A 25738-nucleotide genomic window follows, 5' to 3' on the forward strand; every position below is an offset into this window, starting at 1 on the left:
CTAAGTATTAAAGAAATACATTCTACAAATTTGATATGTAAAACAAAAAACTAACTGCACAATGAAACAGATGATTTATATCGTAGAAGACAATAAAATGATGAGAGAGTTTTTGCTAAACCTACTCTCTTCCGAGTACGAACTAGTTGTATTTGATTCAGGTCAAAAGTTATTGTACTCAATGGAAAGTCACATGGTCCCGGATCTGGTTGTTCTGGATTACGGATTGGGCGACAGCAACGGTTACGAAGTGCTTTCAGAGATAAGATCCAACTTTGATTTTGATCATATCCCTGTGGTATTCTTGTCAGGCGAGCAAAAAAGTGATGTAAAGATCAAATGTCTGCAAGATGGAGCAGATGACTTCATAAACAAACCATTCAATCCGCTTGAATTGAAGCTAAGAATCCAAAAGGTTCTGGCAAGTGCAAAAAGATTTCCGGTTTTAAAAGCATCATAACATGGAAGGAATAACCACCAACAAAAGCTGCACAAATCAAAAAGTGTCTTTTTATAAAAGAGCATTTGATATACTGTTTGCAGGTACACTACTGATTTTGTTATTACCATTACTCATTGTAGTGGCTATCCTGATAAAGATGGAATCTAAAGGGTCTGTATTTTGTCGTGAATCAAGGGTTGGCATGAACTACAAGATCTTTACCCTCTATAAGTTTAGAACTAAGCATGTAAATGCTGAAGAACTAGTGGATGGGTTAGTAGATCAGAGTCATCAGCCCATGGTTAATCATTCTAAGCTGATTGATCTTGATAGCCCTGCTGTTTTGATTGGTGACGACCAGGTGCTGACAGAAGCAGATTTTCTCAAAATGAGAGAAAACGAAAATCCATTTGTCAAGAACCCAGATAACTCACGCATAACAAATGTAGGAAGGCTCATCAGAAAAACGGGAATTGATAAATTACCTCAATTAGTGAATGTTTTGAATGGTGATATGTCTGTTGTAGGCAATCGTCCATTGCCACTAAACGAAGCAGAAAAACTAACCAATGACCTTTGGTCTGATCGGTTAATGACACCAGTAGGTCTTACTTGCATTTGAGAGCAGCAGGAAATCTATCTTTTTTGCCCCATATTTATTACTCTTTACACTATTAGTAATTTTTACTAAATGCAATTAGGTGATTAATATCTTAATCAATTGTCAGAATCCGTCTAACATTGCATTACCCATTCTCACCTTATGCCCTACTTATCACAGTTTTTTTAAATTATTTAAAAGTGTAATGATTTATTGGAACTTCTATGGGAAAAGAATGGGTTGAAGTAATCCGCATACCAATATTAATTCAGCAATTGGCCAATACCATATGGATGTCTTCAACACTTTTTTGAAATACGCACCTGGATCAATTGCTATGCTTGACCGTGAGATGCGTTATCTGATGGCCAATGATGGATGGTATAGAGACTATGGTTTGGAGAACCAAAACATAATCGGTCAATCACACTTTGAATTATTCCCTAAAACCAAAACCGATTCTAACTGGAAGATACGATATAAAGAGGTATTAGGTGGCCAGTCGCTTTCGGGTGTTTATGATCCCTTTCCAACCAAAGATGGCGTCATTCATTTGAGATGGAAGCTTGAGCCGTGGTATACGGATAAAAAAGAATCGATAGGTGGGATCATTACGATTACGGAACTGGTGTCTGATGATGAAGAAAGAAATCGGCGTATTAAAGAACATGACAATGTTCTAAGGACTTTGCTCAACGAAATGGAGGATGGGTTTGCCCATGCCAAGATTGTGAGGGATGAAAATGGGAAACCTATTGACTGGAAATACCTTAATGTAGGTAAGGGCCTTGAAAACTACATTCCAATACCAAAGGAAGAGCTAGAAGGAAAGCTTGTATCTGAGGCTGTGCCTGGGGCCATTGAAGCTGATCCAAAATGGCTGGATATTTTCAATGAGGTGGCCACTACAGGAAAGTCCCGTGAAATTGAAGAGTACTCAGAGGTATTGAAGAGATGGTTTCGAATGAATATCTATAGCCCGACCAAGGATGAATTTGCAACTATCTTTAGAGATACCACCTCCAAAAACGAAGCTCAACAAAAAATTCATTCACTCAATGAGCTGTTTGAGGATGTTTCCAAAATGGCCCGTATTGGCACCTGGGAAATCGATGTTGAGACCCAGGAGTGCTACTGGAGTGACATGGTATACGAGATTCATGAGGAGGATCGTTCGAAGCAGATAGTAGTTGAAGAGGGCATCAACTATTTTCATCCGGATTACAGGAAGACCTTGGAAGCGGCTGTTAACAATGCGATTGAAAATAAGGAGCCTTATGATCTGGAGCTCAAGCTTATCACAGCAAAAGGACGTGAAATATGGACCCGTGCAATTGGCAGGCCGGTCTTTGATGGAGATAAGTTAATTAAACTGCAGGGACTCTTTCAGGATATCAACGACAGAGTTGAAAGTCAAATAAAGGTAGAGGAAAGAGCTGAGAAACTTAAGCTTCTTAATGAGCGTTTTACCATAGCTCGTGATGCAGCTTCGCTGGGTGTTTGGGACTGGGATATTTTGAATAATAAACTGGAATGGGACGATCATCTATACGAATTATATCGCCTAGATAAAAATGATTTCTCCAGTAACTATGAAGCATGGTTTCATGGGATACATCCTGAGGACCGGGAGAGTGTAAATAGTGAATTTCAGGAATGCCTTCAAACAGGCGAAAAACTCAATATCAGATTTCGTGTAATATGGCCATCAGGTGAAGTTCGGTATATTGGCTCCATAGGAAAAGTAATCAACGATAAAGCTGGTAACGCGGTTAGGATGCTTGGTGTAAACTGGGATATCACTGAACAGGTGGAGCAGGAGGAGCAAATAAAATTCCTGAATGCTACACTTCAGGAAAAGGTAGAAAAGCGAACTAAAGCACTTAAGAAGGCCAATCAGGAGTTGGAAGCATTTACTTATTCCGTATCACATGATTTACGCGCTCCTTTACGCGCAATTAATGGTTTTTCACTTGCATTGATGGAAGATTATCATGCATTTCCAGAAACTGCGCGCAATTACCTTGATCGAATAGTGGTCAATAGTCGAAAAATGGGTCAGCTGATTGATGATCTGCTGGAGTTTAGTCGTATGAATCGGCGAATTGTGAACCACTCAAAAGTTGAACTCAGCAAATTGGTAGCAAGGTTAATTGATGATATATACCAAGACGCTAAAGAAATCATAGAATTAGGAAGCCTGCCAACCATAAGAGGTGATAAACAAATGCTTGAACTGGTATTTTCGAATCTCATTTCCAATGCGATAAAATACAGTTCAAAAAAAGAAGATCCAGAAGTAATTATTAATTCCACCGAGGAAAAGGATGCCTACATTATCTCAATTAGCGATAATGGTGTTGGGTTTAGTATGAACTACTACAATAAAATTTTCAAGGTTTTCCATCGCTTACATGATGAACATGAGTTTGAGGGAACAGGTATTGGCCTGGCGATATGTGATAAGATCATGAAAGCTCATAATGCCGAAATATGGGCAGAAGCAGAAGTCGATCAAGGAGCTACTTTTTATTTAAAGTTTAGAAAGGAGGGGTTGTAGGCAATTTTATATTCAAAAATTGAAGGATATTTATCGAATAGATAGCATGTTTTATCGATAGATATCAAACAATTGACTTTCACATTGGTTTGGAGTCCATCAATCATTACACTGATGAACCCGGTAATCCAATGCGTAAATTATTAATAACGGTTGTAATTATTACAACACCCATCATTTTTCTCTCCGCTAGTATTTTTAATTCAGAAATTGAAGAGCAGCAAGAATTATTCAAAGTAGATGGCCTCTCTGTCTGTAAAGCTCCTTCACTTTCTACCAAAAACCCAACCTTGACCACCTACTTCACAGGTCTTTTCAGCACAGACAATTGGCCCGCACGTTGGACTTGTGGAGATTGGTCTTCAGTTGAGGGTTGGATGTACATATCTGCTGATCTTTCGATTTTCATAGCATACCTTTCCATCCCAATCATGCTCTTCTGGTTTATACGAAATAAGGACCTGGGCAAAGGAAAAAGTTTGGTGTTGCTTTTCGCTGCATTCATTCTTTTATGTGGCTTTACTCATTTAATCGACGTAGTTTTATTTTGGGAGCCCATGTATCGATTAAGCGGTTTCACCAAATTGATAACGGGAGCGGTTTCTCTTACAACGGCCATAGTATTAGGTTTCGTCATCCCTAAAGCGTTAGAATTTAAAAGTCCAGAAGCTCTGCAAGCTGAAATTGATGAGAGAAAAATCATTCAAAGTCAGTTTGAGATCTTCGTGAAATATTGCCCTGGTGCAATAGCAATGTTAGATTCAGAACAACGATTTATTTTGGCTAATGACAAATATTATAGGGCCTATGGGATTGAAGGTGTTGAAATTATTGGGAAAACAATTGTGGATATATTCCCGGATGTGAAAGAAACAGAATGGATTGATAGATTTGAAAAGGTTCTCTTGGGGAACAAACAATCCAAGGATCTGGATTCATTTGAGTTGGATGGTAATATTGAATATTTTCGTTGGAATTTGGAGCCTTGGTATGATGAAAATAATCAAGTAGGAGGCTTTATTGTTTTTACAGAGATCTTAACAAAAGAGATACACCAACAAGAAAAATTAAAAGAAAGGGATTTGATGATGGCTGAAGTCTCTTCCGTGGCTAACATTGGTTCATGGGATGTAGACGTGAAAGAAAGTAAATGCTATTGGAGTGATACCGTCTATCGTATACATGAGGAGGATAATACAAAAGAGATAACGTTAGATGATGGGATTAACTATTACCATCCCGATCATAAGAATATTATTACCAAAGCTGTGGAAGAAGGAATCTCTAAAAAACAACCATGGGATCTTGAATTAAAAATCATCACAGCAAAAGGTAATGAAAAGTGGACTCGAGCCATTGGGAGAGCTGTTTATGAAAATGGTGAAGTGACCAAGCTGCACGGGTTATTTCAGGATATCGATAAAAAGAAGCGGTATGAACTTGAAATTGAGAGTTCAAATAAAGGGCTGGAAGAGAAAATAAATGAGCGAACAAACGCTTTACAAAAGGCCAACAAAGAACTGGAGGCCTTTTCTTATTCTGTTTCACATGATTTGAGAGCTCCCTTGCGGGCAATCAATGGATATTCAGAAGCATTAATAGAGGATTATAATCATAAAATCCCTGAAGATGCTAAAAAATATCTTTTAAGAATTGCAGCAAATAGTAAAAAGATGGGTGCTTTGATAGATGATTTATTGGAGTTTAGTCGGATGAATCGTAAGAAGCTGAATTTTAAATCGATAGACTTAAATAAATTAATCAAGCATCTACTAGACGAGCTATTCAGCGATTCGAAAAAGTACATCACGTTAGCAGATTTACCTGAGATTACTGGAGACAAATCCATGCTCAAGCAGGTGTTTTTTAATCTCATTTCTAATGCAGTCAAATACAGCTCTAAAGAAGAAAATCCTGAAATTTCTATATCTTTTGTCGAAGAAGATACTTCCTTTGTGATATCCATTCAGGATAACGGCGTTGGATTTAATATGGATTACTACAATAAGTTATTCAATGTATTTCAGCGATTGCATTGTGAGGAAGAGTTTGAAGGTACGGGAGTGGGTCTTTCCATCTGTGCCAAAATTATGAAGGCACACGATGGTGAGATATGGGCAAAGGCTAAGAAAGGAGATGGAGCAAGCTTTTACTTGCGCTTTAAAAAAGAAATAGAAAATGGGGTTTACCAATGATGTCCAAATCGTATTAGTAGAAGACAGCTTTGATGATGCAGAGCTCACCATGCGTTCACTTAAAAACTCAAACTTCGTCAATGATGTTATCTGGTTGAAAGATGGAGAGCAGGCGATCAATTATTTGCAGGGGAAAGGAGACTATAAAGGCAGAAATACTGTAATTAAACCCAAACTCATTTTGCTGGATTTGAAGCTTCCAAAGTTGAATGGGCTGGAGGTTTTAGAGCGAATAAAAAAAGACGAGAACCTAAATAAAATACCGGTAGTCGTGATGACTTCCTCAAGGGAAAATAAAGATTTGGATAGGTGCTATGAACTGGGAGCGAACAGCTACGTAGTGAAGCCAATAAATTTTTCCAATTTCATGGAGGTGACAAAGGAGATAAGTATGTACTGGGTATTGATTAACCAAATTCCTGAAGAGTAAATTGAAAGTGACGGAACATTAAAGGGAATCAGCATGACCACATGGAAAGAAAAGGTACGAATACTCCATCTGGAGGACAGCAAGGATGATGTAGAGCTTTTAAGGATAGCATTGAAAAAATCAGGACTTAGCGTGGAACTTGATGATGTTGCCACAAAGGATGATTTTCATGCTGCAGATTTATCTGCATATGATATGGTTATTACTGATTATAATCTGAAGGACTATGACGGTTTATCTGCTATTAAATACGTAAGAGCAAGCCAACCTATCTTGCCGGTGGTGCTTATCTCTGGTACAGTTGGAGAGGAATTAGCAGCAGACCTGCTTCGGGCGGGTGCCAATGACTTTGTCTTAAAATCTAACCTGAAAAAGACATCTATAGTCATTGAAAGAGTGCTACAAGAGGCTTCTATAGCTCGTGAAAAGCAACGATTTCAACGAGAGCTGGTAGAGAAAAATTTAATCCTCGACTCCATATTTGACAGCTTTGAGGATATGATCTTTTTAAAAGACGAAGAAGGTAAGTATATCAAAGTAAATCGCCCTTTTTGCGAGTTTTTGAAAATGCATGAAGCAGAGATTATCGGCTCTCGTGAGCGTGACATTTTCCCTGAGGATATCGCTGCTGAGGCGCTGGAAAAAGATGAGTATGTGAAGCTTTCCAACCGATCGCTTACATATGAGGTAGAGCACGATCAAGATGGAGTACTAAAGACGCTGGAAATAACTAAAAGCCCACTCATAAGTGACGATAGGGTCACTGGGATTGTGGGTAAGTGTCAGGATATAACCTCAAAAAAGTCGCTGTTGGAGGAGGCGATTAAGTCACGATCCATCCTTAGTCAGGCCGAAAAGCTTACGCGTTCCGGAAGCTTCGAATATGATTCTGATTTAGATTTGATAAGTTGTAGTTTGCATTTTAAACATATTTTGAAGCTTCAGATTGAGGGAGACTCCATCTCTTTCCGAAAATTTGCTCAATTAATCAAAGAAGAGGATAGGACTATATTCAATGAGGGAATCAATAAAGCCATTGAAAATTATGAAGAATATCACAATGAACACAGATTCATTATTAATCCGAATAATAAGGCAATTGTTGGTTATTTTAAGGTAGTGTTGAGACCGGATTATAAAGACGGAAAGGCCAAAAGATTTTATGGTACGATAGTAGACGTCACCGCAGAACATGAAAACCAAATCTATCTCATGAACAAACAAGAGCAGGATCGTAAAGAGTTGGCTCGTGAGCTGCATGATAATTTAGGCCAAAAAATGAACGGTATATCCATGTTCATTAGTAAGATCTCTGATGGAATGCCGGACAATAAAGACTTGAAAAAAGTAAAGGAGTTGACGCACGAAACCATTGACGACCTGAGCTATCTTATAAATAATATTTCCGTAAAGCAGATAGAAGAGCACAGCCTTGATTATGCCATTGATAAACTGATAAGCTACATGCCTATGCCAATAAAGGTGAATAAAAATTATTCGATAGATGAGGAACAATTATCTCCTTTCGTTAAATCTCAAATCTATCGGGTTATTCAAGAGGCACTCAATAATGTGGCAAAATATAGCGAAGCATCTGAGGTCAAAATGAACTTAAGGCAAAGTGGAGGGGTGCTAAGCTTGGAGATAGAAGACGATGGTAAAGGCTTTGCAGTTGAGGAGGTGCTTAATGGAAATGGTCTACAGAACATCACTCACCGGGTAAGGCGCAGCAATGGATTAGTTAATATTGATTCACAAAAAGGACAAGGCACGCGGGTGACCGTAAAAATGCCAGTCAGCTAAAAAAAAAGAAAATGCGTACACTATTATTAGTTGATGATCATCAGATTATCAGAGACGGTATTCGATTTTATTTCGAAGGTGATGAGGAATTCATCATCAAAGATGAGGCAGAAAATGGACTAGAGGCACTTGAGTTAATGAAGGAAAATGAATATGACATTGTCCTTACAGACATTAACATGCCTAAAATGGATGGGTTGGAGTTTATGAAAAGCATCAAGGAAAATTATCCTGATCAAAAAGTTCTAGTACTTTCCATGTACAATGAAGCAGGCTATATCAATAAAATGATTGCACATGGAGCCAATGGCTATGTTTTGAAAAAATCAGACAAAGGGGAGCTTGTCGCAGCAATAAAGAAAGTACTTGACGGGCAGGATCATTACTCTGATGAGGTTTATAAAACCATCATTGGAAACATTGCGGGTAGAAAACCTAAAGAACGACTGACGTTAGAGGCAGAATTGTCAGATAGGGAAAAAGAGGTATTGGTACTCATTGCCAATGAATACTCTAATCAGGAAATAGCAGATAAACTTTTTATCAGTATACGCACAGTAGAGACTCATAAAAGGAATCTACTTGAGAAAACCGGTTGTAAAAATGTAGCCGGACTAGTTATGTATGCAGTTGAACGAAATTTGGTTTAACACGAGGATTTATTAATAATAACAGAAGCTCCTCCTGAGGAATGCATAGGATGGACAACCGGATCATTCATAGTATTAAGAATCCTGTCGTGATCATGGATATGGACGTTGGGCATTTTGTCGACTGCAATGATCTGGCACTTGAGCTATTTGGAATTTCAAGAGAAGAATTATTAAAGACTAGTCCATCAAATCTTAGCCCGGCCAACGTATATGGGCATGAAGCTGAAGCTTACAGCAGACAGTTGATCCAGGAAGCTCTGGCGGGGGACAACCCTTCTTTTGACTGGATTCATATAGACAATAAGGGGAATGAAATTCCATGTGAGGTCAGGCTAATACGGTTCCCTCCGTACGACCGAAACCTTGTTCGAGGTACGATCATCCACAAAGAGGATAAGAATCGCATCGTCAGGCGCGCAAGCGAAAGTCGGTTGATACTTACCTTGGAATCGGCAGAGATAGGTACCTTCGATTGGTTTCCCCAAATAGACCAACTAACCTGGGATAGGCGCCTATATGAAATTTTTCATCTGGATCCTAATTCAAAGATTGACCTCAATAAGCATTTTTTCGGCATCATCCATCCAGATGATGTCCAGCGAACTCAAGATGATTTTAAGAAGTCGCTAAAACCGGGTGGTCCCAATCATAATCGAATTGAGTACCGTGTGGTCATTGATGGAAAGGTCAAGCATATTCTTGCCCACAGCCGGATGATCCGCGATGATAAGGGAGAGGTCATTCGGATGTTGGGTACTACCCAAGACATTACCCCATTAAGAGAGTCTGAGGAGAAGCTGAGAGAAAAAGAAGAGTTGCTAGACTCCATCATTCAGGACCAAAAGGAAATGATTGTGAGATGGAAGCCAGATGGTCTCCGAACGTTCGTAAACAAAGCCTATTGTGAAGCATTTGGTTTGGATCCATTGAAAGCGATCGGAAAAAGTGTTTTCACGAATTTAGAAAAATCAATAAAGGAAGATATAATCAATAAAATTGATGGCCTCACCATCGAAAATCCAGTAAGAACAACCACTATTCACAGGCCAATGCCTGGTGGTAAAATGGTTTGGCAGGAATGGTCAGATCGTGCCTACTTTGATGCTGAAGGAAGCATCATAGAATACCAAAGTGTGGGCAGGGATGTTACCGCCCACATAGAAAGTGAAAGAGAGCAGCAGTTAATGGCTGAGCGATTGAAAACAATCTCTGACAACTTACCAGGAGTGGTTTTACGCTATAAACTTAACCCAGACCTTACCGATGAATTAGTATTTGTAAGTGATGGAATTCGTGAAATCCTTGGAATTGACGTGAGGGATGCCACTGGTGATATTAACTCCGTTTGGTCAAGGTTTCATCAGGATGACTTAGAAAAAGTAAAGCTTTCTATCCAGGAGTCATATACAAATATGACCAGATGGTATGCGGAATGGAGGATGCATCTGGCAGATGGAACGCTTGGATGGTTGCAAGGGATTGGGCAACCTAAAAAATTAGAGGATGGAAGTGTGATTTGGGACTCTGTGATCCTGGATATTACTTCACAGATTTCATTCAAAAAGGAGTTGGAGAAAAGTGAAAGCCTTTTCAGATCTATCGTTCAGGATCAAGATGAAATGATTGTGAGATGGAAGCCCGGTGGTATTCGGACTTTTGTGAACAAGGCCTACTTAGATTTTTATAAATTGTCTGAGGATCAGGTAATCGGCACCAGCTTTTTTAATCTGATTTCCAAAGAAGATCGCAAATGGATAAAGCAAGTAATTGATCAGCTCACACCAGAAAATCCCTCACGTGAGAACACCCATAGGGTGCTGCTACCAGATGGCTCCATAGGGTGGCAAAAATGGAAGGACCGTGCTTTTTTTGACGAAAATGGTAACCCTGTTGAATATCAAAGCGTAGGGCAAGATATTACACAAGTGGTGGAGGCAGAAAGAGCAATAAAAGAAAGTGAGGAACGATATCGGAATGTTTTCAATCAACAGTTTCAGTTTACCGTACTACTAGATCTGGATGGAAAGGTAGTTCACATCAATGACCTTCCTTTAAAAATTCAGGGTCTGAAAAGAGAAGATTATTTGGGAAAATGCTTCTGGGAATCACCAGTTTGGTCTGGTAATAAAGAGTGGCAAAAGAAGATCAAAAGTCAGGTTCTCTTCGCTAAGAAAACAGGAGAATCACTTACCGTAGAGGATCCTTTTTACGGTCCGGATAAGAAGACCCATTGGGCGATGGCATCATACAGTGTGATAAAAAACAGTGAGAAAAAAGTAGAAAACATATTAGTGCAGGCCATTGATATTACCGCTGAGAAGGACGCTAAAAAAGAAATTGAGGAGCGGGAAAAGATGCTATCTCTCATTTATGACAATGCCAATGACTTCATGATTCTCTTTCGGCAAGATGGTAAGAAATTTCACATTGAAAGTGTGAATGAAGAAACGTTAAAGGGTTTTAAAAAATCAGGTTTAAAAGTATCCAAAAGCGATCTGGTCGGGATGGAGGTAAAAGACTACTTTAAAAAGTTTGTTGGTTATGATCAGGAGACCATCGATTTTCATCTATGGAAGTACAAGGAAGCCATTGAAAATAAGAAAACAATTACATATGTTTCTGAAACAACGGTTAACAACTTTTATTACGCCATTGAAACAAAGGTGACTCCCGTGGATGAATCTGATGGAGTAAGTTACCTGCTTACTACTTCTCGGGACATTACCGCTATTGTCCAATCACGCAATGAAGTGGAAAAAGCGCTGAATGAAGTGAGTGAACTGAAGGATAAGCTGGAGCAGGAGAATGTCTATCTCAGAGAGGAGATTAAGCAAGCGAATGACTTTGAGAACATGGTGTTCAAAAGCAAGGCATTTAGGGACGTGCTAAAGAAAGTAGAGCAGGTTGCTAAAACAGATGCGACCGTATTGGTCACCGGAGAAACAGGTACCGGTAAAGAATTGATCGCTCGTGCCATTCATAACGTAAGTAAACGTTCGGAAAAGCCAATGATCAAAGTAAATACAGCAGCTATTCCAAGAGACTTGATTGAAAGTGAGCTATTTGGGCATGAAAAGGGGGCTTTTACAGGTGCTTCTGGGGTGAAGCCAGGAAAATTTGAGCTGGCCAATGGAGGTACCATTTTTCTTGATGAAATAGGTGACATGCCGATGGAGCTTCAGGTGAAAATCCTGCGTGTACTTCAGGAAGGTGAGGTAGAACGGCTGGGGAGTACACAATCAAAGAAAATTGATGTAAGGATCATCTCTGCCACCAACAAAGATCTGGAGGAGGCTGTTAAAAATGGAAGCTTCAGGGAAGACCTTTACTTCAGGCTTAAAGTTTTTCCAATTGAAATTCCACCGCTCCGTTCCCGTCCGGACGATGTACCTATTCTGGTAGAGCATTTTATTGTGAAATTTGGATTAAAGCACGGCAATCCTATTAAGATAGTCCCAAAATCTGTGATGGACTACCTACGAAACTATTCCTGGCCAGGTAATGTACGTGAATTGGAGAATACAATTGAACGTGCCGTGATCTTATCTTCGGATAATAAGCTGGAACTACCTGAGGCAGTAGATAGTACTTCTACTCAGGAGAAGTGGGAACATGATAACTCACTAGATGTAATCATGGAAAACCACATCCGAAAAGTACTGAAAGAATGTGATTGGAAAGTAGAAGGTGAAGACGGTGCAGCCGCACAGTTAAAAATCAAACCAAGTACCCTTCGTGACAGAATGCGAAAGTTTGGAATAAAACGGCCCAGATGACACCCCACGAAATACCGTGATCACTAAAATATTTAACGGTTTCACCCACGGATTGTCGTGGAAATATTTTAATAAGTATTTTGCTTAATGTAAAATAATGCTGCTGATTATCAAATAGTTATGATGGTATTTTTGTCTTTAATTAATACTGGCACACCTATTGACTATTGGATTTACGTGACTGAAACAAAGAATCAAATCAAATTGAAGACAGGCGTACACTGGGTGACAGAGGATCAGATTCTTCATTCGAAATTCATGATACCTGCTGGATGTCCCATGATAGACAGCAGTATGATTAAAGAACACATAAAAGTATTGCACGATTTTCTGGGAGACAGAAAACTGCCCTTTTTAATTGATTTAACAACTTCCGAAAGTGTTCTCAGTTTTGATGCCCTTAAAAAATGGGGTCAGAGTGAACTTTTAAGAAATCATCGCGTGGTTGAAGCCTATGTGGTAAATAACCTGGCCGATTTGATTTTCATGAAACAGCACATACGACTGAATAAGGTCGAGTATCTGGCGATGGTCTTTCACGGACTGACGCTTGCGAAAGATTGGCTTAAATCGTATTCCAATAAAAACAATCCATCACACCACACCAAACAAACAATGAAAATGAACCACTAACTAGCAAAACAATAATGGAAGTTATGGAAAAGGAGATTAGAATCTTAATGTTAGAGGACAATCCAGATGATGTGGAGTTAACGAAAATGGTATTGGATCGAAAGGAGGTGGAGTATACCATGAGTGTGATCCATAAGGAGGCGCAATTAAAGGAAGAAAATTTAGAGCAATATGATATTGTACTTTGTGATTACAGCATCACAGATTATGATGGTTTACGTTCAATCAATTACATTAAACAACACTCAGATATACCGGTAATAAGTGTATCTGGTTCTATCTCAGAGGAGCTTGGCTTTGACTTAATGGCGGCAGGTGCCGATGATTTTGTTAAGAAGTCTTTTTTGAAAAAGCTCCCCTTGGTCATTGAGAAATCTTTAACTAAGGCGAAATGGAAAAGACAAGCTGATCAGTGCCTTCGAAAACTGGAGGAGACTACCCAGATGTTTGATAATTTGTTCGACGGGTTGGACAATCCGGTATTTTTAAAGAATACGGATAGAAGGTATGTTCGTGTCAATGCAGCATTTTGCAAACTATATGAGAGAAGCGAAGCAGAGATTATTGGTAAGACCGATGAAGAAATTGACTGGATGCAGCAAAGTGAGATTTATTATCAGGATGACATTACCATTCTTGGTAAAGGGGTATCCTCGCAATACGACACAAGCTATATTGATGACTTGGGAAGACGCATTTGGTTGGAAGTGACCAAAAATCCAATTGTGATTGATGGAAAGATTACCGGTATTTTAGGTCAGGCTAAAAATGTGACAGATCGGAAAGATGCCATTGCTACAATGGAAAAATCACAGCACATTTTGCAGCAGGCAGAGGAGTTGACTCTTTCTGGTAGTTTCGAATATGATGTAGAGCTTGATCTGGTGACCTGTTCTAAGAATATGATGAAAATGCTGGGGACGCATTCTAATCAAATCTCATTGGGTAGGCTGGTACGATTGGTTAAGCAAGAAGACAGGACGATATTCCTGGATGGCATCAATGAAAGTATAGAGAACAAAAAAGAGTACCGCGCGGAGCACAGGTACGATATAAACGATAAAAATCAAGGGTATTTTGAGATTTTGTTCCGTCCGGATTATAAAGATGAAACAGGAAATACATTCTATGGAACTTTAGTGGATGTAACAAGAGAATCGAAAGAAAGTAGATCACGAATTGAGCATCAGGAGGAATCTCGAAATGAAATCGCACGTGAGCTACACGATAATCTCGGACAAAAACTCAATGCTGTTTCCATGTATCTGGGCAAAGCATCCAGTTGCGACTCGTGTGCTCCTATAATTCAAAAAAGTACAGATCTTTTACATGAAGGAATTGATGATTTAGGAAGATTGCTCACCAACATATCAGTAAAACATATTGATGACATCTCACTCAGATATGCGCTGGAAAAACTGACCTCTTACTTACCTGAAGGTATGAACTTCACCTTCAATTGTGATATCAATGAGGCTAGTGTCGATCGTTTTGTAAAACGACAGGTATTTCGGGTAGTTCAGGAAACGGTAAATAATGCAATCAAATATAGCGAAGCGAAAAACCTTAATATTTCTCTCAAACATGAAGGAAGCATACTGAGTATGGTGATAGAAGATGATGGAAATGGGTTTGAAATAAGTAACAACGAGGAGTTAGGTAATGGTCTGATGAACATCACCCATCGAGTGAAAAAATCCAATGGACTTATTGATATTGATTCCAAAGTAGGTGAAGGAACCAGGGTTATGGTCAAAATACCTGTGAGCTAATCCTCTCAAAAAAAAATGTAAATCATTGAAGTGATAGTGAGTTGCCTCTATCTTTGGAGGCAGTGATTAGGTGAGGGCCTGCCGCGAAAGCGGTGGGCTTTTTTTATGATAATTGGTAACTTAGGGTAATATGATCGGTGAATTAAAAGATATGTTTCCGGCGGTTTATTTTAGTATTGGAATCCGATACGTACTGGCTGCCGGAGTTGCTTTCCTGGTATTTTACATCCTTTTTCGATCCAGGTTTTCGATGAGGAGAATACAGGCAGTCTTTCCTAAATCTTCCGATTATTGGCGAGATCTCATGTACTCCCTGCTCACGGTTTTCTTCTTTACCCTTATTTCACTATTTACGTTTATCGTTTTGAAGCCTTATAATCTGCTTTATGATTCATTGGCAGATAAGCCTACTTGGTACTGGCTTCTTACTGTTATACCCATGTTTTTCATCCATGATTTTTATTTTTACTGGGCCCATCGGCTGATGCATCATCCCAAACTTTTCAAGACAGTACATAAAATTCACCACCTTTCCACCAACCCCTCACCATGGACGGCATATGCATTCCATCCACTGGAAGCATTTATCGAGGCAGCCATTATTATGATTTTTGCATTTACTGTTCCTACCCATCCATTCATCATCTTACTTTTCATGATTTTTCAGATCATCTATAATGTGTATGGTCACCTTGGCTATGAATTGTTTCCCAGGGGCTTTCACAAAACACGTATAGGTCGATATGTGAATACTTCAGTAGCGCACAATCAGCATCATGCAAAGTTTCATGGTAACTATGGGTTATACACGCTCATCTGGGATCGCCTGTTTGGGACCATGCGGGAAGATTATGATGAATCGTTTGAAAAAGCTACAGGAGTAAAATAAAAAGCTGGCTGCACCATTGGAGCCAACTTTCAGCTATGGGTCGTATCACCAACCAAATATTATATCCGACCCGCGCCAGCGGGTCGGCAATCATTAAAACACTTATCACTAAGTGAAAAGATGTAATACTTACGAAGTGGAGGAGGGGATGGATTTTTCTGAGTGAGGTTTTCTTTTTTTATCTTAAACCCACCCAAATCCTGCGGATATATTTCAATGATAGGCATGCATCTGTACTTTGAGTTCTGCCCGCCTGTTTTTGGAGTGATCTTCTTCTTCACACTCTACTCCACTACTACATTTATTTAAAGGTAACTCCTCACCAAAAGCCAGTCCGTTAATACGGTATTTTGGAATACCTTTTTTATTGAAATAACGGACTAGTTGCTTTAGCCGGTTTTCTGAGAGCCGTTTGTTATATGCTTTGGTTCCTCTTGCATCTGCATGTGCAGCAATATTCAAAATAGCGTTAGGGTATTTGTTTAATGTACGAACCAGCTGGTTTAGATCAGCGTAATCCTTTGGGTCTACCTTATCATCATTGAAACCAAAATAGGCCACTACCTTATCGACATAAACTTCTTCCAATACTATATCATTAAGCAATTCGCCGGTATATATGTTTTTTGTATTGATTGAATAACCATCGTCTATGAAACCTTCATGGTTAGCAGTGATCTTGTAGCGCGTGTCAGGTACAAGCACAAAAGAATACTCGCCATTTTCTTTAGTTATGACAGAATCAGTCACCCCATTGTCCAGGTTTTCAATCACCACTGTAACATCGGAGATAAGCTGCTGGGTCTCGTTGCTGTATAGTTTTCCTTTCACATACAAGTCATGCTCCCATAGACTCAGAACCAGCGTGTCATAGTTGATCCTTGAGCCTCTTGTGGTGAATGGCACCTTATAAAGATCGGAGTGACCATCTTTACTCACCGTGACATAATAATCCTGATCATAAGGAACATTGATCCGGAAGCCTCCACCTTCATTGGTCAGAGAAGACCATGATTCGTCATTGAATGCAGATTCTACTTGCACAAATGCACCGGGTATTGGATTTCCATTTTGTTTTGTGACCACCTGCACCACGCCCGCATACATCGTGGTGCTAAATCGATAGATATCGTCCAGACCCTTCCCACCGGAACGGTTAGAGGAGAAGTAACCTTTTCTACCGGAAGGGTCCATATGGATGGAGAAGTCATCAGCGATCGAGTTGATCGGGGTACCCATATTCCGCGGATTAAATACACGATTTTCTTTGAAACTTGACTCGAAGATGTCGAGTCCCCCAAAACCACCCAAGCCCGAAGACGAATAGTAGAGCGTGGTGTCATTGTAAAGAACAGGAAAAAGCTCCTCTCCGGAGGTATTGATCTGCGGACCCAGATTAACCGGTTTACTCCATCCTTTTTCTTCCCTGAAGGAAGCATACAAATCAGGTCCACCAAATCCTCCCGGCATGGTAGATGAGAAAAACATGATTGAGCCATCAGACGAAAGTGTAGGATGTCCGACGGAGTAGCTGTTGCTATTATATTCAAAAGGTTCGATATTGACCCATTGATCAGGAGTGCAGTCAGCAAAGTATATTTTCAAGTTTACCTTACTCACTCCTTTATTGGTTTTCGAGGCATCTTTCAGGTTATTTCTGGTAAAGGCTACCTGCTTATATCCATTGTAGAAAGAGAGTGGACCATCATGATAATAAGGCTTGACTTCCTCGTCGTAAACAAAGTGCCGAGTACCACTGGTGTCATTTACAAAATATCGAAGCATGCCTTCATCATCATTGATTGCATTGGCAGGCTGATGCTTGATATATCTTTCGGTTTGCCTTGCTGAAAGAAAAATCATTTGATTTCTGTATGGCTGATAGGAAAAGTCGGACTGATCGGAATTAATAGGCAGGGGTTCTACTACATATGCAGAATCACGACGATAGAAATCGATATTTACTAAGAAATCCAGTTTGGAAGCGATCTCAGGATTGTTATCCTCGGTTAGGATTTTCGCATACCATTTTTTGGCCTGATCAATTTTGCCGTTTCTTCTCAGCACTTCGGCATACAAAATTTTCATTTCCAGCGTGACATTGGGGTCGTTCATTAATGTTCTGAGCCACACTTCAGAGTTTTTGGTTTCATTCAGGAATAAATAGCACTTTGCGATTTTGAATTCAGATTCTGTATCATCTGGTTGCTTATCCAAAACTTTCTCATAAAAGTGGACAGCATTCCGATAGTCCATCTGGTCATAGTATTGATTGGCCACCAATCGATCTCCCCGAAAAAGATCCAATACACTTTTGCTCTGGCAAAACGTACTCAGACAGCTCATTAAAAAGATGATATGTATGAATGATCTTTTCATATTAAAAATATCTCGGGCTTACCAGTCTGTATTTGGTAAACTTGAATCTGAAGTTTAACAATATTTCGTGTGTGCCAACACCTACTTCTCTAAGCTCACCTTTTTCCAGTGCATAGGCATAGCCCAAAAGTAGCTGGTCAGTGAGCCGGATCTCCGTAAGCAGGTTTATGCCTGGGAATCGGTAAGATGCTCCCACCCATAGTAAGTCATCAAACTGTATGCTGGCATTTAAATCAATATCTGAAACAGATCCATCGGTTACCTTAAATAAAAAATTAGGCTTAATCCTTAAAACCGGGTTGATGGTGTATACATACCCACCATGAATGAGGAATGGAATGGATTGAAACACGGTGCTGAAATTATCACCCCGGTCAAACACATTGTTCATCATGTGCGGCATGGATATACCTGCAAAGTAATTTTTGTTTCTGTAAAAGAAGCCCGCTCCAATGTTTGGTCTGCTTTGCTGGACGTCCGTATTGAAATAAGGATCATCAGGTGATAAGCTGAGCAGGTTAGTATAATCCGCCCTGTAGGTGATCATGCCATACTGCATGCCAAAAGCCACCGAATGTTCACCTTGCTCATCGAAGAAGATGCGATACGCTCCAGCAACATGAATGCCTGTATTATTGATCACGCCAATTTTGTCTCTAATAAAAAGTGCGCCACCAGAGATGTTCTTTTGCCATAAAGGAGAATGAATAGAGAAAGTCTGTGTGCTGGGAGCCCCCTCCAGACCAATGTTTTGAAAGCGTGTGATGAATGAGGCACTAAGCAGATTATGGGATCCTGCGTAGGCCGGATTGATTGCTATCGGATTAAACATATACTGAGCGAAGCTGGCCGTTTGTTGAGCAGCAGTAGCGGTCACTAAGGCGAGGAAAATACAGGCTAAGACTTTTCTCATTTAATTTCCAGTGCCTCTTAGTACTACAAAACCACCGAAAGTGCCTTTTTCCCCTGCGGAGATTCGATAAAAGTAGGTTCCTTCCGGTAGTGTTTTCGTTCCATTAGTATTTGATCGTCCAGTCCAGGCTCGATCGTTATTGTTGTACCCTTCTATTTCAAAGACGAGGTTATTGTTACGGTCATAAAGACGTACGGTGTTATTTGGGTAAAAATCGATCCCTTCAATGTGCCAGTAATCGTTGAATCCATCTCCATTAGGTGATATCGTTTGATATACCGTGAAAGGATTGTCATCTACGAGTATAATCACTGTGCCAACAGCCGATTCTGGTGGAGATCCATTATCTATGACGGTATACATTAATCGGTCTTCTCCACGGAATGTGGCATCTGATGTATAAGAGAGGATCCCATCCGATGATACTTCTACTGATCCACCCGTTGGATTCTCATGCAGGGTCAAGTCCAGGGTAAGTGGGTCATTTTCAATGTCCAGATCATTTTCTAGTACATTAATAGTACCTTTTTCTTTTCTCAATACATAAAGAGTATCTGCTATTGCTATAGGGGTATCATTCACAGGAAAGATACGGATAGTTAATTGCAAAGCACCACATAGCTGGGGTGTGCCATCATCACAGATTTCTATTTCCCAGACAGAGTTTCCGTTATAATTTTGATCAGGAATGAATTGATAGGTAAATGTTCCAATTTCGATCAGTTCTCCATTGCCACTGAGGCTGTTTAACCCAGTGGTAGTTACGACATCTCCCTCGGGATCTGTCACTTCAAAACTGAACTCCAGCGGTTCATCTTCCAGAGTGTTAACGGAATGACTGGTTGATGGTAGCGTGTTGATAATGATTTCCGGTGGCTCATTTACATCCAGTACATCTATAGTGATCGCAGAAGTGGTACATACGGAACCATCGCTTGAATCACACACGGTGATTTCAACCTGATCCTGTCCAACAAAATCAACATAACCCGTGTAGGTGAAACAAAGGTCACCATCGATATTATCCGTAATTGTAGCATTTTCTGAGGTGATGGAAACAGCACCAAGTTCGTGCAGATCATTTTCAATATCAGAAACAGACACACATATTTCAGTAGCAACCTCTTCATCTACCTCATATATTATATCATCAATGATAGGTGGATCATTGACCGGTGATACTGTAACTATGAAAGTTTGAGTGGCAGTATTGTTGGTTGTTTCTCCATCATCAACAGTTACAGTAATGGTTGCAGTGCCAAATTGATCGGCGAATGGTGCATAGGCTAATGAGCCTGTTGTATTGGAACTTGTGTAGTTAACCGTTGGATTCGGGATCAATGTAGGATTATCAGAAGAGGCGGTTACCGTAAGCGTTTGATTTTCACCTCCACCGGCGGTGATTCCAGATATGCCAATGATTTGTTGTACATCATCTTCCGGAATGGCGAGTGGATCAGTGATTGGATCTAAGGTTGGAAAATCATTTATAGGTGAAATGTTAAGCGTGATGGTGACCATATCGGTCAGATTGCCAGTACCATCATCTTCAATAGTGACTTCCCATACAGAAGGGATTCCATTTTCATCAGGGACAGGTGTGTATTCATAACAAAATTCGGTTGCATCCGCTATAAGCGTCCCATTTCCGGAAATATTATTAATTGAAAGTGTATTGACATTGTCTCCGTCTACATCGATGACTGCAAAGCAAAAAACCTTTACAGAATCTTCGATTGTTTCAACCGTCATCGTTTCGGAGCTTACACCATTGACCAGAATGACCGGGCTATCATTCACACTTAACACCTCAACCTCAACCGTAGTGGTAGAACATACTGACGCATCATTGCTGTCACAGATGGTTACCTCTACTTGATCGGTACCTATAAAGCCCGTTGGTGGCGTGTAATCAAAACATAAATCATTAGCGGCACCATCTTCTATTGTTGCTCCATTTGCTGATATACCAGATGTAAACTCATGAGTATCTCCCTCAACATCAGTAATATCTGTAGGGTTAATGCATAATTGCGTAGTGGTCTTCTCATTGGCTGTTTCGTTAGACGGTGCTATGACCGGGGGATCATTGACAGGCAAAACATCAATATTGATGGTGACATTGGTTGTATTACATTCACCCAGAGCGTCACAAGCTTCTAAAACGATGGTTTCTGAACCATCAAAGTCAGCATCGGGTGTGTAATCAAAGCAAAATATGCCTCCAGACTCAGTGATAGTTCCAGTCGTTCCATTTGTGGGAGGTGTGATTATCGTTACAGTTACCAGGTCGCCATCCGGATCATTTACTGTCAGGCAAACTTCAATCGAAGTGTCCTCATTTGTAGTTACATCCACCGCACCAATAACAGGCTCACCATTCACTTCAATTATTTCAGGAGGGAAGTTGGTACTTGTAGCAAAGGTTATAAAATGGTTGATGAAGTTGCTTGTATTTGAACCATCCGAGACGCTAAACGTGATTCTTCTGGTATTTTCGTTTGCTGCCCCCGGTGGATTATATTCATATTCCACACTATTGATGGCTGTTGCATATTGTGCCAAAGTAGCTGATCCGCTTAAATTTAAAACTCCGGTCGAGCCAGTGTATGACCCGGTGATCCCGGATTGATCAACAAAAATCAGCTCATCTCCATCTACAAAAGAATTATTACTGGATTGAACCACGGATATTGCTGCAGAAGCAATTTGTGTGTTGTCTACATCTGTAATTGAAAAAGAGGAATTAACGATGAATGGTGGAGTTTCAGTTGTATACTCTGTAGAACCTGATGTGCCATTAAGTACGGGAGAATCATTAACCTTGGAAACAGTAATGTCTCTGGAAAAAGGATCACTATCTTCTGTTCCGTCATTAATTATGAAAGTTACTGTGCGGGTAGATTCCACCGGGTCTTCACTGCTATTGGTATAAGCAACACTTTGAAAGGCAGTGTTGTAGTCGTTGATAGTAGCGTCCCCTGTGATAGTCAGGGTAGCAGAGGGTGCATCATAGCTTCCGATCAATCCCAGTTGGTCGGTAAAACTCAATGCATCTTCGGTTGATTCATAACCATTCGAAATTTGAATGGTAGAGTAAACAAAATCAAGATCTTCATTGTCACTGGCGGTAAGAGCAGGATCTATTGGTATAGCTCCATCATTTTCAGTGTAGATCAGTGCTGTAGATGTTCCATTGATAGATGGCTTGGTGTTTAAGACAACAACTGCGAAGCTGACCTGAGATCCGGAAGCTTGTGAATCACAATTACCTGCAATTTGTGCTACAGCTACCACTGAGTCGCCCTGATTAAGTGGAGCTGCTAGTGTAACACTCCATAGACTGTCTGCGGCCACTTGTGAAGTGTCGGATTCAACCAAATTGTCATTTAGATCATATACATCAATATAAACTTCACCTTCAGGATCAGCCATTCCACTGATAATAATGTCTCCTTCTTTTAATGGTATCTCTAGTTCCGGTTCTGGCGTTGATCCGGAGGCAAATCCACTTCCACCATCTTGGAGCTCGCTAAAGGGAACCGGACATTGGTTAGACGCCAAATCCTCAAAAGCGCATGAAATACAGCCATCATATTGTGTGTCATCTACTCCTCCGATATCGGATATCTTTCCTGCCATGGCACAGGTCCCGGATATGTTGGTTACAACAACAAACTGGAGCTCACTATCCACAGTGATGCCAAACTCTGCCGTTAGATCGGCGAAAGGGACAAAGAAATCGTAGAAATAATCCTCATCGCCACAGCTTACTTCGTCTGCTATCGACACTTGAAAATTACTGTTGATGTTGTATTGCAATACCGGTGTGGGGCAGCTGTCAAGGCCATCGATATCATAGACATATACACCTTTGGAGTTGCTCTTAATTAATGTAATATCAATTTCAAATCCCGCATTGGTTTCGTTGTAGTTTGGGTCACCAGTGCCTATTTCACCATCTGTATCTATGAGTACCGTATATGCTTCTACGCTCGGGTGCTCATCAGCCAGTCTCATTCGAATGATTAGATTGTTGCTAGGGTCTAGTGCAGCGTAAGCAGAAACCCCCGTTGAGTCAACGGTCAAGTCTGTGGTGCCGCAAGAGGGGCCGGCCTGGGTGTCATTGGAAGTGTCCCCATCGCCAAATACAGGGATTGGAAACATTGGGATCTCAAATTCATCCACGTACCAGCCGTCGTTAGAGAAACCAGTGTTATCTAGGGAAACATAGCTATCTCCATTGGGATCCATGACACTGGTATTAGCAGGATCAATGATTAATCCTCGCTGGGCTAAAAGCGAAGAAGAAATCAGCACAAATAAACTGATAAATATCTGGCGAAAAGTAAGCATGGTAGTAGTAATGGCTTCATTAAATATAAGCATTTTGTTAATAAGTAGCTGAATGTTAGGAGTTTGTGAACATTCACTATCTTTTAATCGACAGTTTTAGTCGACTTTGAGCTTTTCTCAATAATCAATAATGAGCGTGCTTTTACTGTTAAAAATCCCTTATTACACCCTCCGTATTTCCCGTTGCGTGATTCTCGTAGAGGCCTAAGTGCTTCCCCGATACGCATCTCACGGACTTTTCTGCGAGAAATTCTGAATCTTTTTAAACCCGAAAATCACTCTCATATAGGGGGTGGCTTTTTCTGACTTTTGAATTATCAAACAAACAAAAACACAAAAGAAAATGAAAAAGCTATTGTTATTACCGCTACTATTTATCGCAGCATTAGGAACAGCTACTGCTCAGAAAGTAATCGTGAGAACTTATATAGAGAAGACTCATATGAGCCCCAAAACTGGAACGGCGATTGGATTTGAGAACCGGTTTAAATGGGAATACGGAGCATTCTTCCAGGAAGCCTCTTTGATGGAATCATTCATGATGACAGAAGAGGAGCTGGAAGCACTACCACATGTATATGAGAAGGAATTTGCAGGGGTATACTTCGCAGTACCTATTGTTTCACGAGAGCAATTTGTAGTTAAAGCTAACGTGCGTACAGGGATGTCTAATGGCGAAAACTTCGTGATAACTCCATCTGTATTGGCAGACTATCAGCTAATGGAGCACATCAGTATTGGTATGGGCGTAGGCTCTAGAGCCTTCCGACCTACTCTACAAGCATCCGTTGCACTTTCATTTTAAATCAAAACAGTCCAAAAGAACTTTTAAAATCTAATTGATTATGAGCGCACAGCCGAAAATAACCCACAATTACCAGGAAGAAGTATCTCCGCTGAGAGTAGTAAAAAGCGACCTGAAAGTATTTAATGTTCGATACTTAGAGTCTCTAAACCTGATCACTGCAGTGGGGTGGAGTGTTACGGATGACACGGGAGAGAAATACATTCAATTATTAACAGATATTGATTCGCACCTGGTAAAGAATGATGATCTAAAGGTCTATTTCAAATTAGAAATAATAAACACCTCTTCAGCCGGATATCTTTTTAAGATTATCAAACGGTTAAACAAAGCTCATGCAGCTGGAAAATGTGTGAAGATTTTCTGGAGTTGTTCATCAAGAGACTATAGCCAAGAGATGATTGCAACAGGACTGGACATGTCTAGCATGTGTGCATTCAATTTTCAGATTACTGAAGCATAACCCATCTATTCAATAGCAATATCCTTTCATAAAATATTGAATCAAAAAACATAAAAGAGAACTAAATGACCACCACTATGCAAGTACTAAAAACAGAAACACCAAATATAAAAGATCAGATTGATCAATTTGAAGGAAGCATCTTCCTGAATGTAGGCAGACAAATTCAACGCGTTTCTTTGAGCAGTATTGAATATATCAAAGGATACGGCGACTACATGATGGTAAAGTGCAAGGAGAAGAGTCATACGGTACACATTACCATGAAGAATCTTCAGAAGATCCTACCTTCATCGGATTTTTACCGGGTTCACAAATCATACATAATCCGATTAGACAAAATTGAGAGCCTGTCATCTTCCCATGTGAAGATTGATGAAGCTCACATCCCAATAAGCAGAAACAACAAGCAAGAGTTGCTTTCTCTTATACCCTGGGTGAAATAGGCATGTGTTTTTTGGTGGTTAGTACAAGGGTGGCTCAGAGGTGAGTCACTCTTTTTTCCTCTCTTTAAATATTCGAGTGCAAATCTTAAATAAGCGAAACCTTGGCTCATTCTTTACCAGAATGGGCCTTTTTTATTTGTTGAGCTTTGAAAAGCAGGGGGTTGATCGAAAATGATTTGATCCGAAGGGCAAAATAGCTAAATTCACCTCTTTCATCCTGCCAAATTATGTTTCGTAAAGAACATATGCTGAACTATATCGCCATCATATTGATGGCATTCATCACCATTTCGGAGGTAAGCCTTTTACTTTCAGGTGAGCAGGCAGAAGAAACCAAAGAAGAACGAGAGCTTAAGGAAGAAGTAAAGGAAAAAGAAGGAGAGAAGGAGTTTGTTCTTCTACTCGGATGCCTTGACCTATCGGCAGTAGCTCCGTTTACCTTTCAGTTCTTATCAAACACATTAGATAGCGATTTAATTAAGCAGCCACGTGCTGGCTACCTGAGTCGATCACTATTTATTGTGCTCTGTAGTCTCAAAATTCCATTCTGTTAGTTCAATTCAGCTATTAGCTGAAAAACTGATCTGTTGCTCTCACCCCCTGGTGTCAGAGCCAACACTCA

At 40.1% G+C, this 25738-nt stretch carries 18 protein-coding genes; 15 read left to right on the plus strand and 3 right to left on the minus strand.

The window, feature by feature from the left end:
* Positions 1-61 precede the first annotated feature (61 nt).
* The 11 genes from ACXAH9_RS04035 (at position 62) to ACXAH9_RS04085 (ending at position 15754) form a co-directional block, all read left to right on the plus strand.
* Positions 62-460 (plus strand): response regulator, encoded by a 399-nt coding sequence (locus tag ACXAH9_RS04035; RefSeq protein WP_474893582.1) that lies wholly within the window; start codon positions 62-64, stop codon positions 458-460.
* A gap of 1 nt (position 461) precedes the next feature.
* On the plus strand, positions 462-1064 hold the full coding sequence (locus ACXAH9_RS04040) for a sugar transferase (protein WP_474893583.1): 603 nt from the start codon (positions 462-464) through the stop codon (positions 1062-1064).
* A gap of 268 nt (positions 1065-1332) precedes the next feature.
* Positions 1333-3603: a PAS domain-containing protein gene (locus ACXAH9_RS04045; RefSeq protein ID WP_474893584.1), complete on the plus strand. Its 2271-nt coding sequence runs from the start codon at positions 1333-1335 to the stop codon at positions 3601-3603.
* Between the two features lie 131 nt (positions 3604-3734).
* Entirely contained in the window at positions 3735-5798 is a 2064-nt protein-coding gene (locus ACXAH9_RS04050; RefSeq protein ID WP_474893585.1) for a sensor histidine kinase, read from the plus strand.
* The gene (locus ACXAH9_RS04055) at positions 5782-6228 is read left to right on the plus strand and encodes a response regulator (protein WP_474893586.1); all 447 of its coding nucleotides are present in this window, start codon (positions 5782-5784) and stop codon (positions 6226-6228) included. Before ACXAH9_RS04050 ends, ACXAH9_RS04055 begins: the two co-directional genes overlap by 17 nt.
* Before the next feature lie 33 nt (positions 6229-6261).
* Positions 6262-8031: a PAS domain-containing sensor histidine kinase gene (locus ACXAH9_RS04060; RefSeq protein ID WP_474893587.1), complete on the plus strand. Its 1770-nt coding sequence runs from the start codon at positions 6262-6264 to the stop codon at positions 8029-8031.
* A gap of 11 nt (positions 8032-8042) precedes the next feature.
* Positions 8043-8681 carry a response regulator gene (locus tag ACXAH9_RS04065; protein ID WP_474893588.1) on the plus strand — a complete coding sequence of 213 codons (639 nt, stop codon included), beginning with the start codon at positions 8043-8045 and terminating at the stop codon, positions 8679-8681.
* A gap of 50 nt (positions 8682-8731) precedes the next feature.
* Positions 8732-12460 carry a sigma 54-interacting transcriptional regulator gene (locus tag ACXAH9_RS04070; protein WP_474893589.1) on the plus strand — a complete coding sequence of 1243 codons (3729 nt, stop codon included), beginning with the start codon at positions 8732-8734 and terminating at the stop codon, positions 12458-12460.
* 120 nt (positions 12461-12580) lie between these two features.
* Positions 12581-13093 carry a hypothetical protein gene (locus ACXAH9_RS04075; RefSeq protein ID WP_474893590.1) on the plus strand — a complete coding sequence of 171 codons (513 nt, stop codon included), beginning with the start codon at positions 12581-12583 and terminating at the stop codon, positions 13091-13093.
* A 23-nt stretch (positions 13094-13116) separates the two neighbouring features.
* Positions 13117-14865, plus strand: a complete 1749-nt coding sequence (locus ACXAH9_RS04080; protein ID WP_474893591.1) for a PAS domain-containing sensor histidine kinase — start codon at positions 13117-13119, stop codon at positions 14863-14865.
* Between the two features lie 130 nt (positions 14866-14995).
* Entirely contained in the window at positions 14996-15754 is a 759-nt protein-coding gene (locus ACXAH9_RS04085) for a sterol desaturase family protein (RefSeq protein WP_474893592.1), read from the plus strand.
* Positions 15755-15967: 213 nt separating this feature from the next.
* On the opposite strand, the gene ACXAH9_RS04090 is transcribed toward ACXAH9_RS04085, so the two are convergent.
* From ACXAH9_RS04090 to ACXAH9_RS04100, 3 genes are read right to left on the minus strand one after another with little or no spacing between them, the layout of a single operon-like run.
* Positions 15968-18133 (minus strand): carboxypeptidase regulatory-like domain-containing protein, encoded by a 2166-nt coding sequence (locus ACXAH9_RS04090; RefSeq protein ID WP_474893593.1) that lies wholly within the window; start codon positions 18131-18133, stop codon positions 15968-15970.
* Between the two features lies 1 nt (position 18134).
* Positions 18135-19046 (minus strand): PorP/SprF family type IX secretion system membrane protein, encoded by a 912-nt coding sequence (locus ACXAH9_RS04095; RefSeq protein ID WP_474893594.1) that lies wholly within the window; start codon positions 19044-19046, stop codon positions 18135-18137.
* A complete protein-coding gene (locus tag ACXAH9_RS04100) occupies positions 19047-23435 on the minus strand; it encodes a tandem-95 repeat protein (RefSeq protein WP_474893595.1) in 4389 nt (1462 codons plus the stop codon).
* A 310-nt stretch (positions 23436-23745) separates the two neighbouring features.
* On the opposite strand from ACXAH9_RS04100, the gene ACXAH9_RS04105 reads away from it, so the two are divergent.
* The 4 genes from ACXAH9_RS04105 (at position 23746) to ACXAH9_RS04120 (ending at position 25670) form a co-directional block, all read left to right on the plus strand.
* Positions 23746-24207, plus strand: coding sequence for a hypothetical protein (locus tag ACXAH9_RS04105; RefSeq protein ID WP_474893596.1), 462 nt, complete (start codon positions 23746-23748; stop codon positions 24205-24207).
* 40 nt (positions 24208-24247) lie between these two features.
* A complete protein-coding gene (locus ACXAH9_RS04110; protein ID WP_474893597.1) occupies positions 24248-24670 on the plus strand; it encodes a SiaC family regulatory phosphoprotein in 423 nt (140 codons plus the stop codon).
* Between the two features lie 77 nt (positions 24671-24747).
* Positions 24748-25116 carry a LytR/AlgR family response regulator transcription factor gene (locus ACXAH9_RS04115; RefSeq protein WP_474893598.1) on the plus strand — a complete coding sequence of 123 codons (369 nt, stop codon included), beginning with the start codon at positions 24748-24750 and terminating at the stop codon, positions 25114-25116.
* Between the two features lie 227 nt (positions 25117-25343).
* A complete protein-coding gene (locus ACXAH9_RS04120) occupies positions 25344-25670 on the plus strand; it encodes a hypothetical protein (protein ID WP_474893599.1) in 327 nt (108 codons plus the stop codon).
* Positions 25671-25738 lie beyond the last annotated feature (68 nt).

The sequence above is a fragment of the Ekhidna sp. ABH4_415 genome (genome assembly GCF_056161305.1).

Bases quoted from the DNA above. Each gene is read 5' to 3' on its own strand.
- ACXAH9_RS04060 (WP_474893587.1), top strand. From the start codon at position 6,262: ATGACCACATGGAAAGAAAAGGTACGAATACTCCATCTGGAGGACAGC.
- ACXAH9_RS04045 (WP_474893584.1), top strand. From the start codon at position 1,333: ATGGATGTCTTCAACACTTTTTTGAAATACGCACCTGGATCAATTGCT.
- ACXAH9_RS04120 (WP_474893599.1), top strand. From the start codon at position 25,344: ATGTTTCGTAAAGAACATATGCTGAACTATATCGCCATCATATTGATG.
- ACXAH9_RS04040 (WP_474893583.1), top strand. From the start codon at position 462: ATGGAAGGAATAACCACCAACAAAAGCTGCACAAATCAAAAAGTGTCT.
- ACXAH9_RS04100 (WP_474893595.1), bottom strand. From the start codon at position 23,435: ATGCTTATATTTAATGAAGCCATTACTACTACCATGCTTACTTTTCGC.
- ACXAH9_RS04075 (WP_474893590.1), top strand. From the start codon at position 12,581: ATGATGGTATTTTTGTCTTTAATTAATACTGGCACACCTATTGACTAT.
- ACXAH9_RS04090 (WP_474893593.1), bottom strand. From the start codon at position 18,133: ATGAAAAGATCATTCATACATATCATCTTTTTAATGAGCTGTCTGAGT.
- ACXAH9_RS04115 (WP_474893598.1), top strand. From the start codon at position 24,748: ATGCAAGTACTAAAAACAGAAACACCAAATATAAAAGATCAGATTGAT.
- ACXAH9_RS04050 (WP_474893585.1), top strand. From the start codon at position 3,735: ATGCGTAAATTATTAATAACGGTTGTAATTATTACAACACCCATCATT.
- ACXAH9_RS04035 (WP_474893582.1), top strand. From the start codon at position 62: ATGAAACAGATGATTTATATCGTAGAAGACAATAAAATGATGAGAGAG.
- ACXAH9_RS04055 (WP_474893586.1), top strand. From the start codon at position 5,782: ATGGGGTTTACCAATGATGTCCAAATCGTATTAGTAGAAGACAGCTTT.
- ACXAH9_RS04080 (WP_474893591.1), top strand. From the start codon at position 13,117: ATGGAAAAGGAGATTAGAATCTTAATGTTAGAGGACAATCCAGATGAT.
- ACXAH9_RS04070 (WP_474893589.1), top strand. From the start codon at position 8,732: ATGGACAACCGGATCATTCATAGTATTAAGAATCCTGTCGTGATCATG.
- ACXAH9_RS04105 (WP_474893596.1), top strand. From the start codon at position 23,746: ATGAAAAAGCTATTGTTATTACCGCTACTATTTATCGCAGCATTAGGA.
- ACXAH9_RS04095 (WP_474893594.1), bottom strand. From the start codon at position 19,046: ATGAGAAAAGTCTTAGCCTGTATTTTCCTCGCCTTAGTGACCGCTACT.
- ACXAH9_RS04065 (WP_474893588.1), top strand. From the start codon at position 8,043: ATGCGTACACTATTATTAGTTGATGATCATCAGATTATCAGAGACGGT.
- ACXAH9_RS04085 (WP_474893592.1), top strand. From the start codon at position 14,996: ATGATCGGTGAATTAAAAGATATGTTTCCGGCGGTTTATTTTAGTATT.
- ACXAH9_RS04110 (WP_474893597.1), top strand. From the start codon at position 24,248: ATGAGCGCACAGCCGAAAATAACCCACAATTACCAGGAAGAAGTATCT.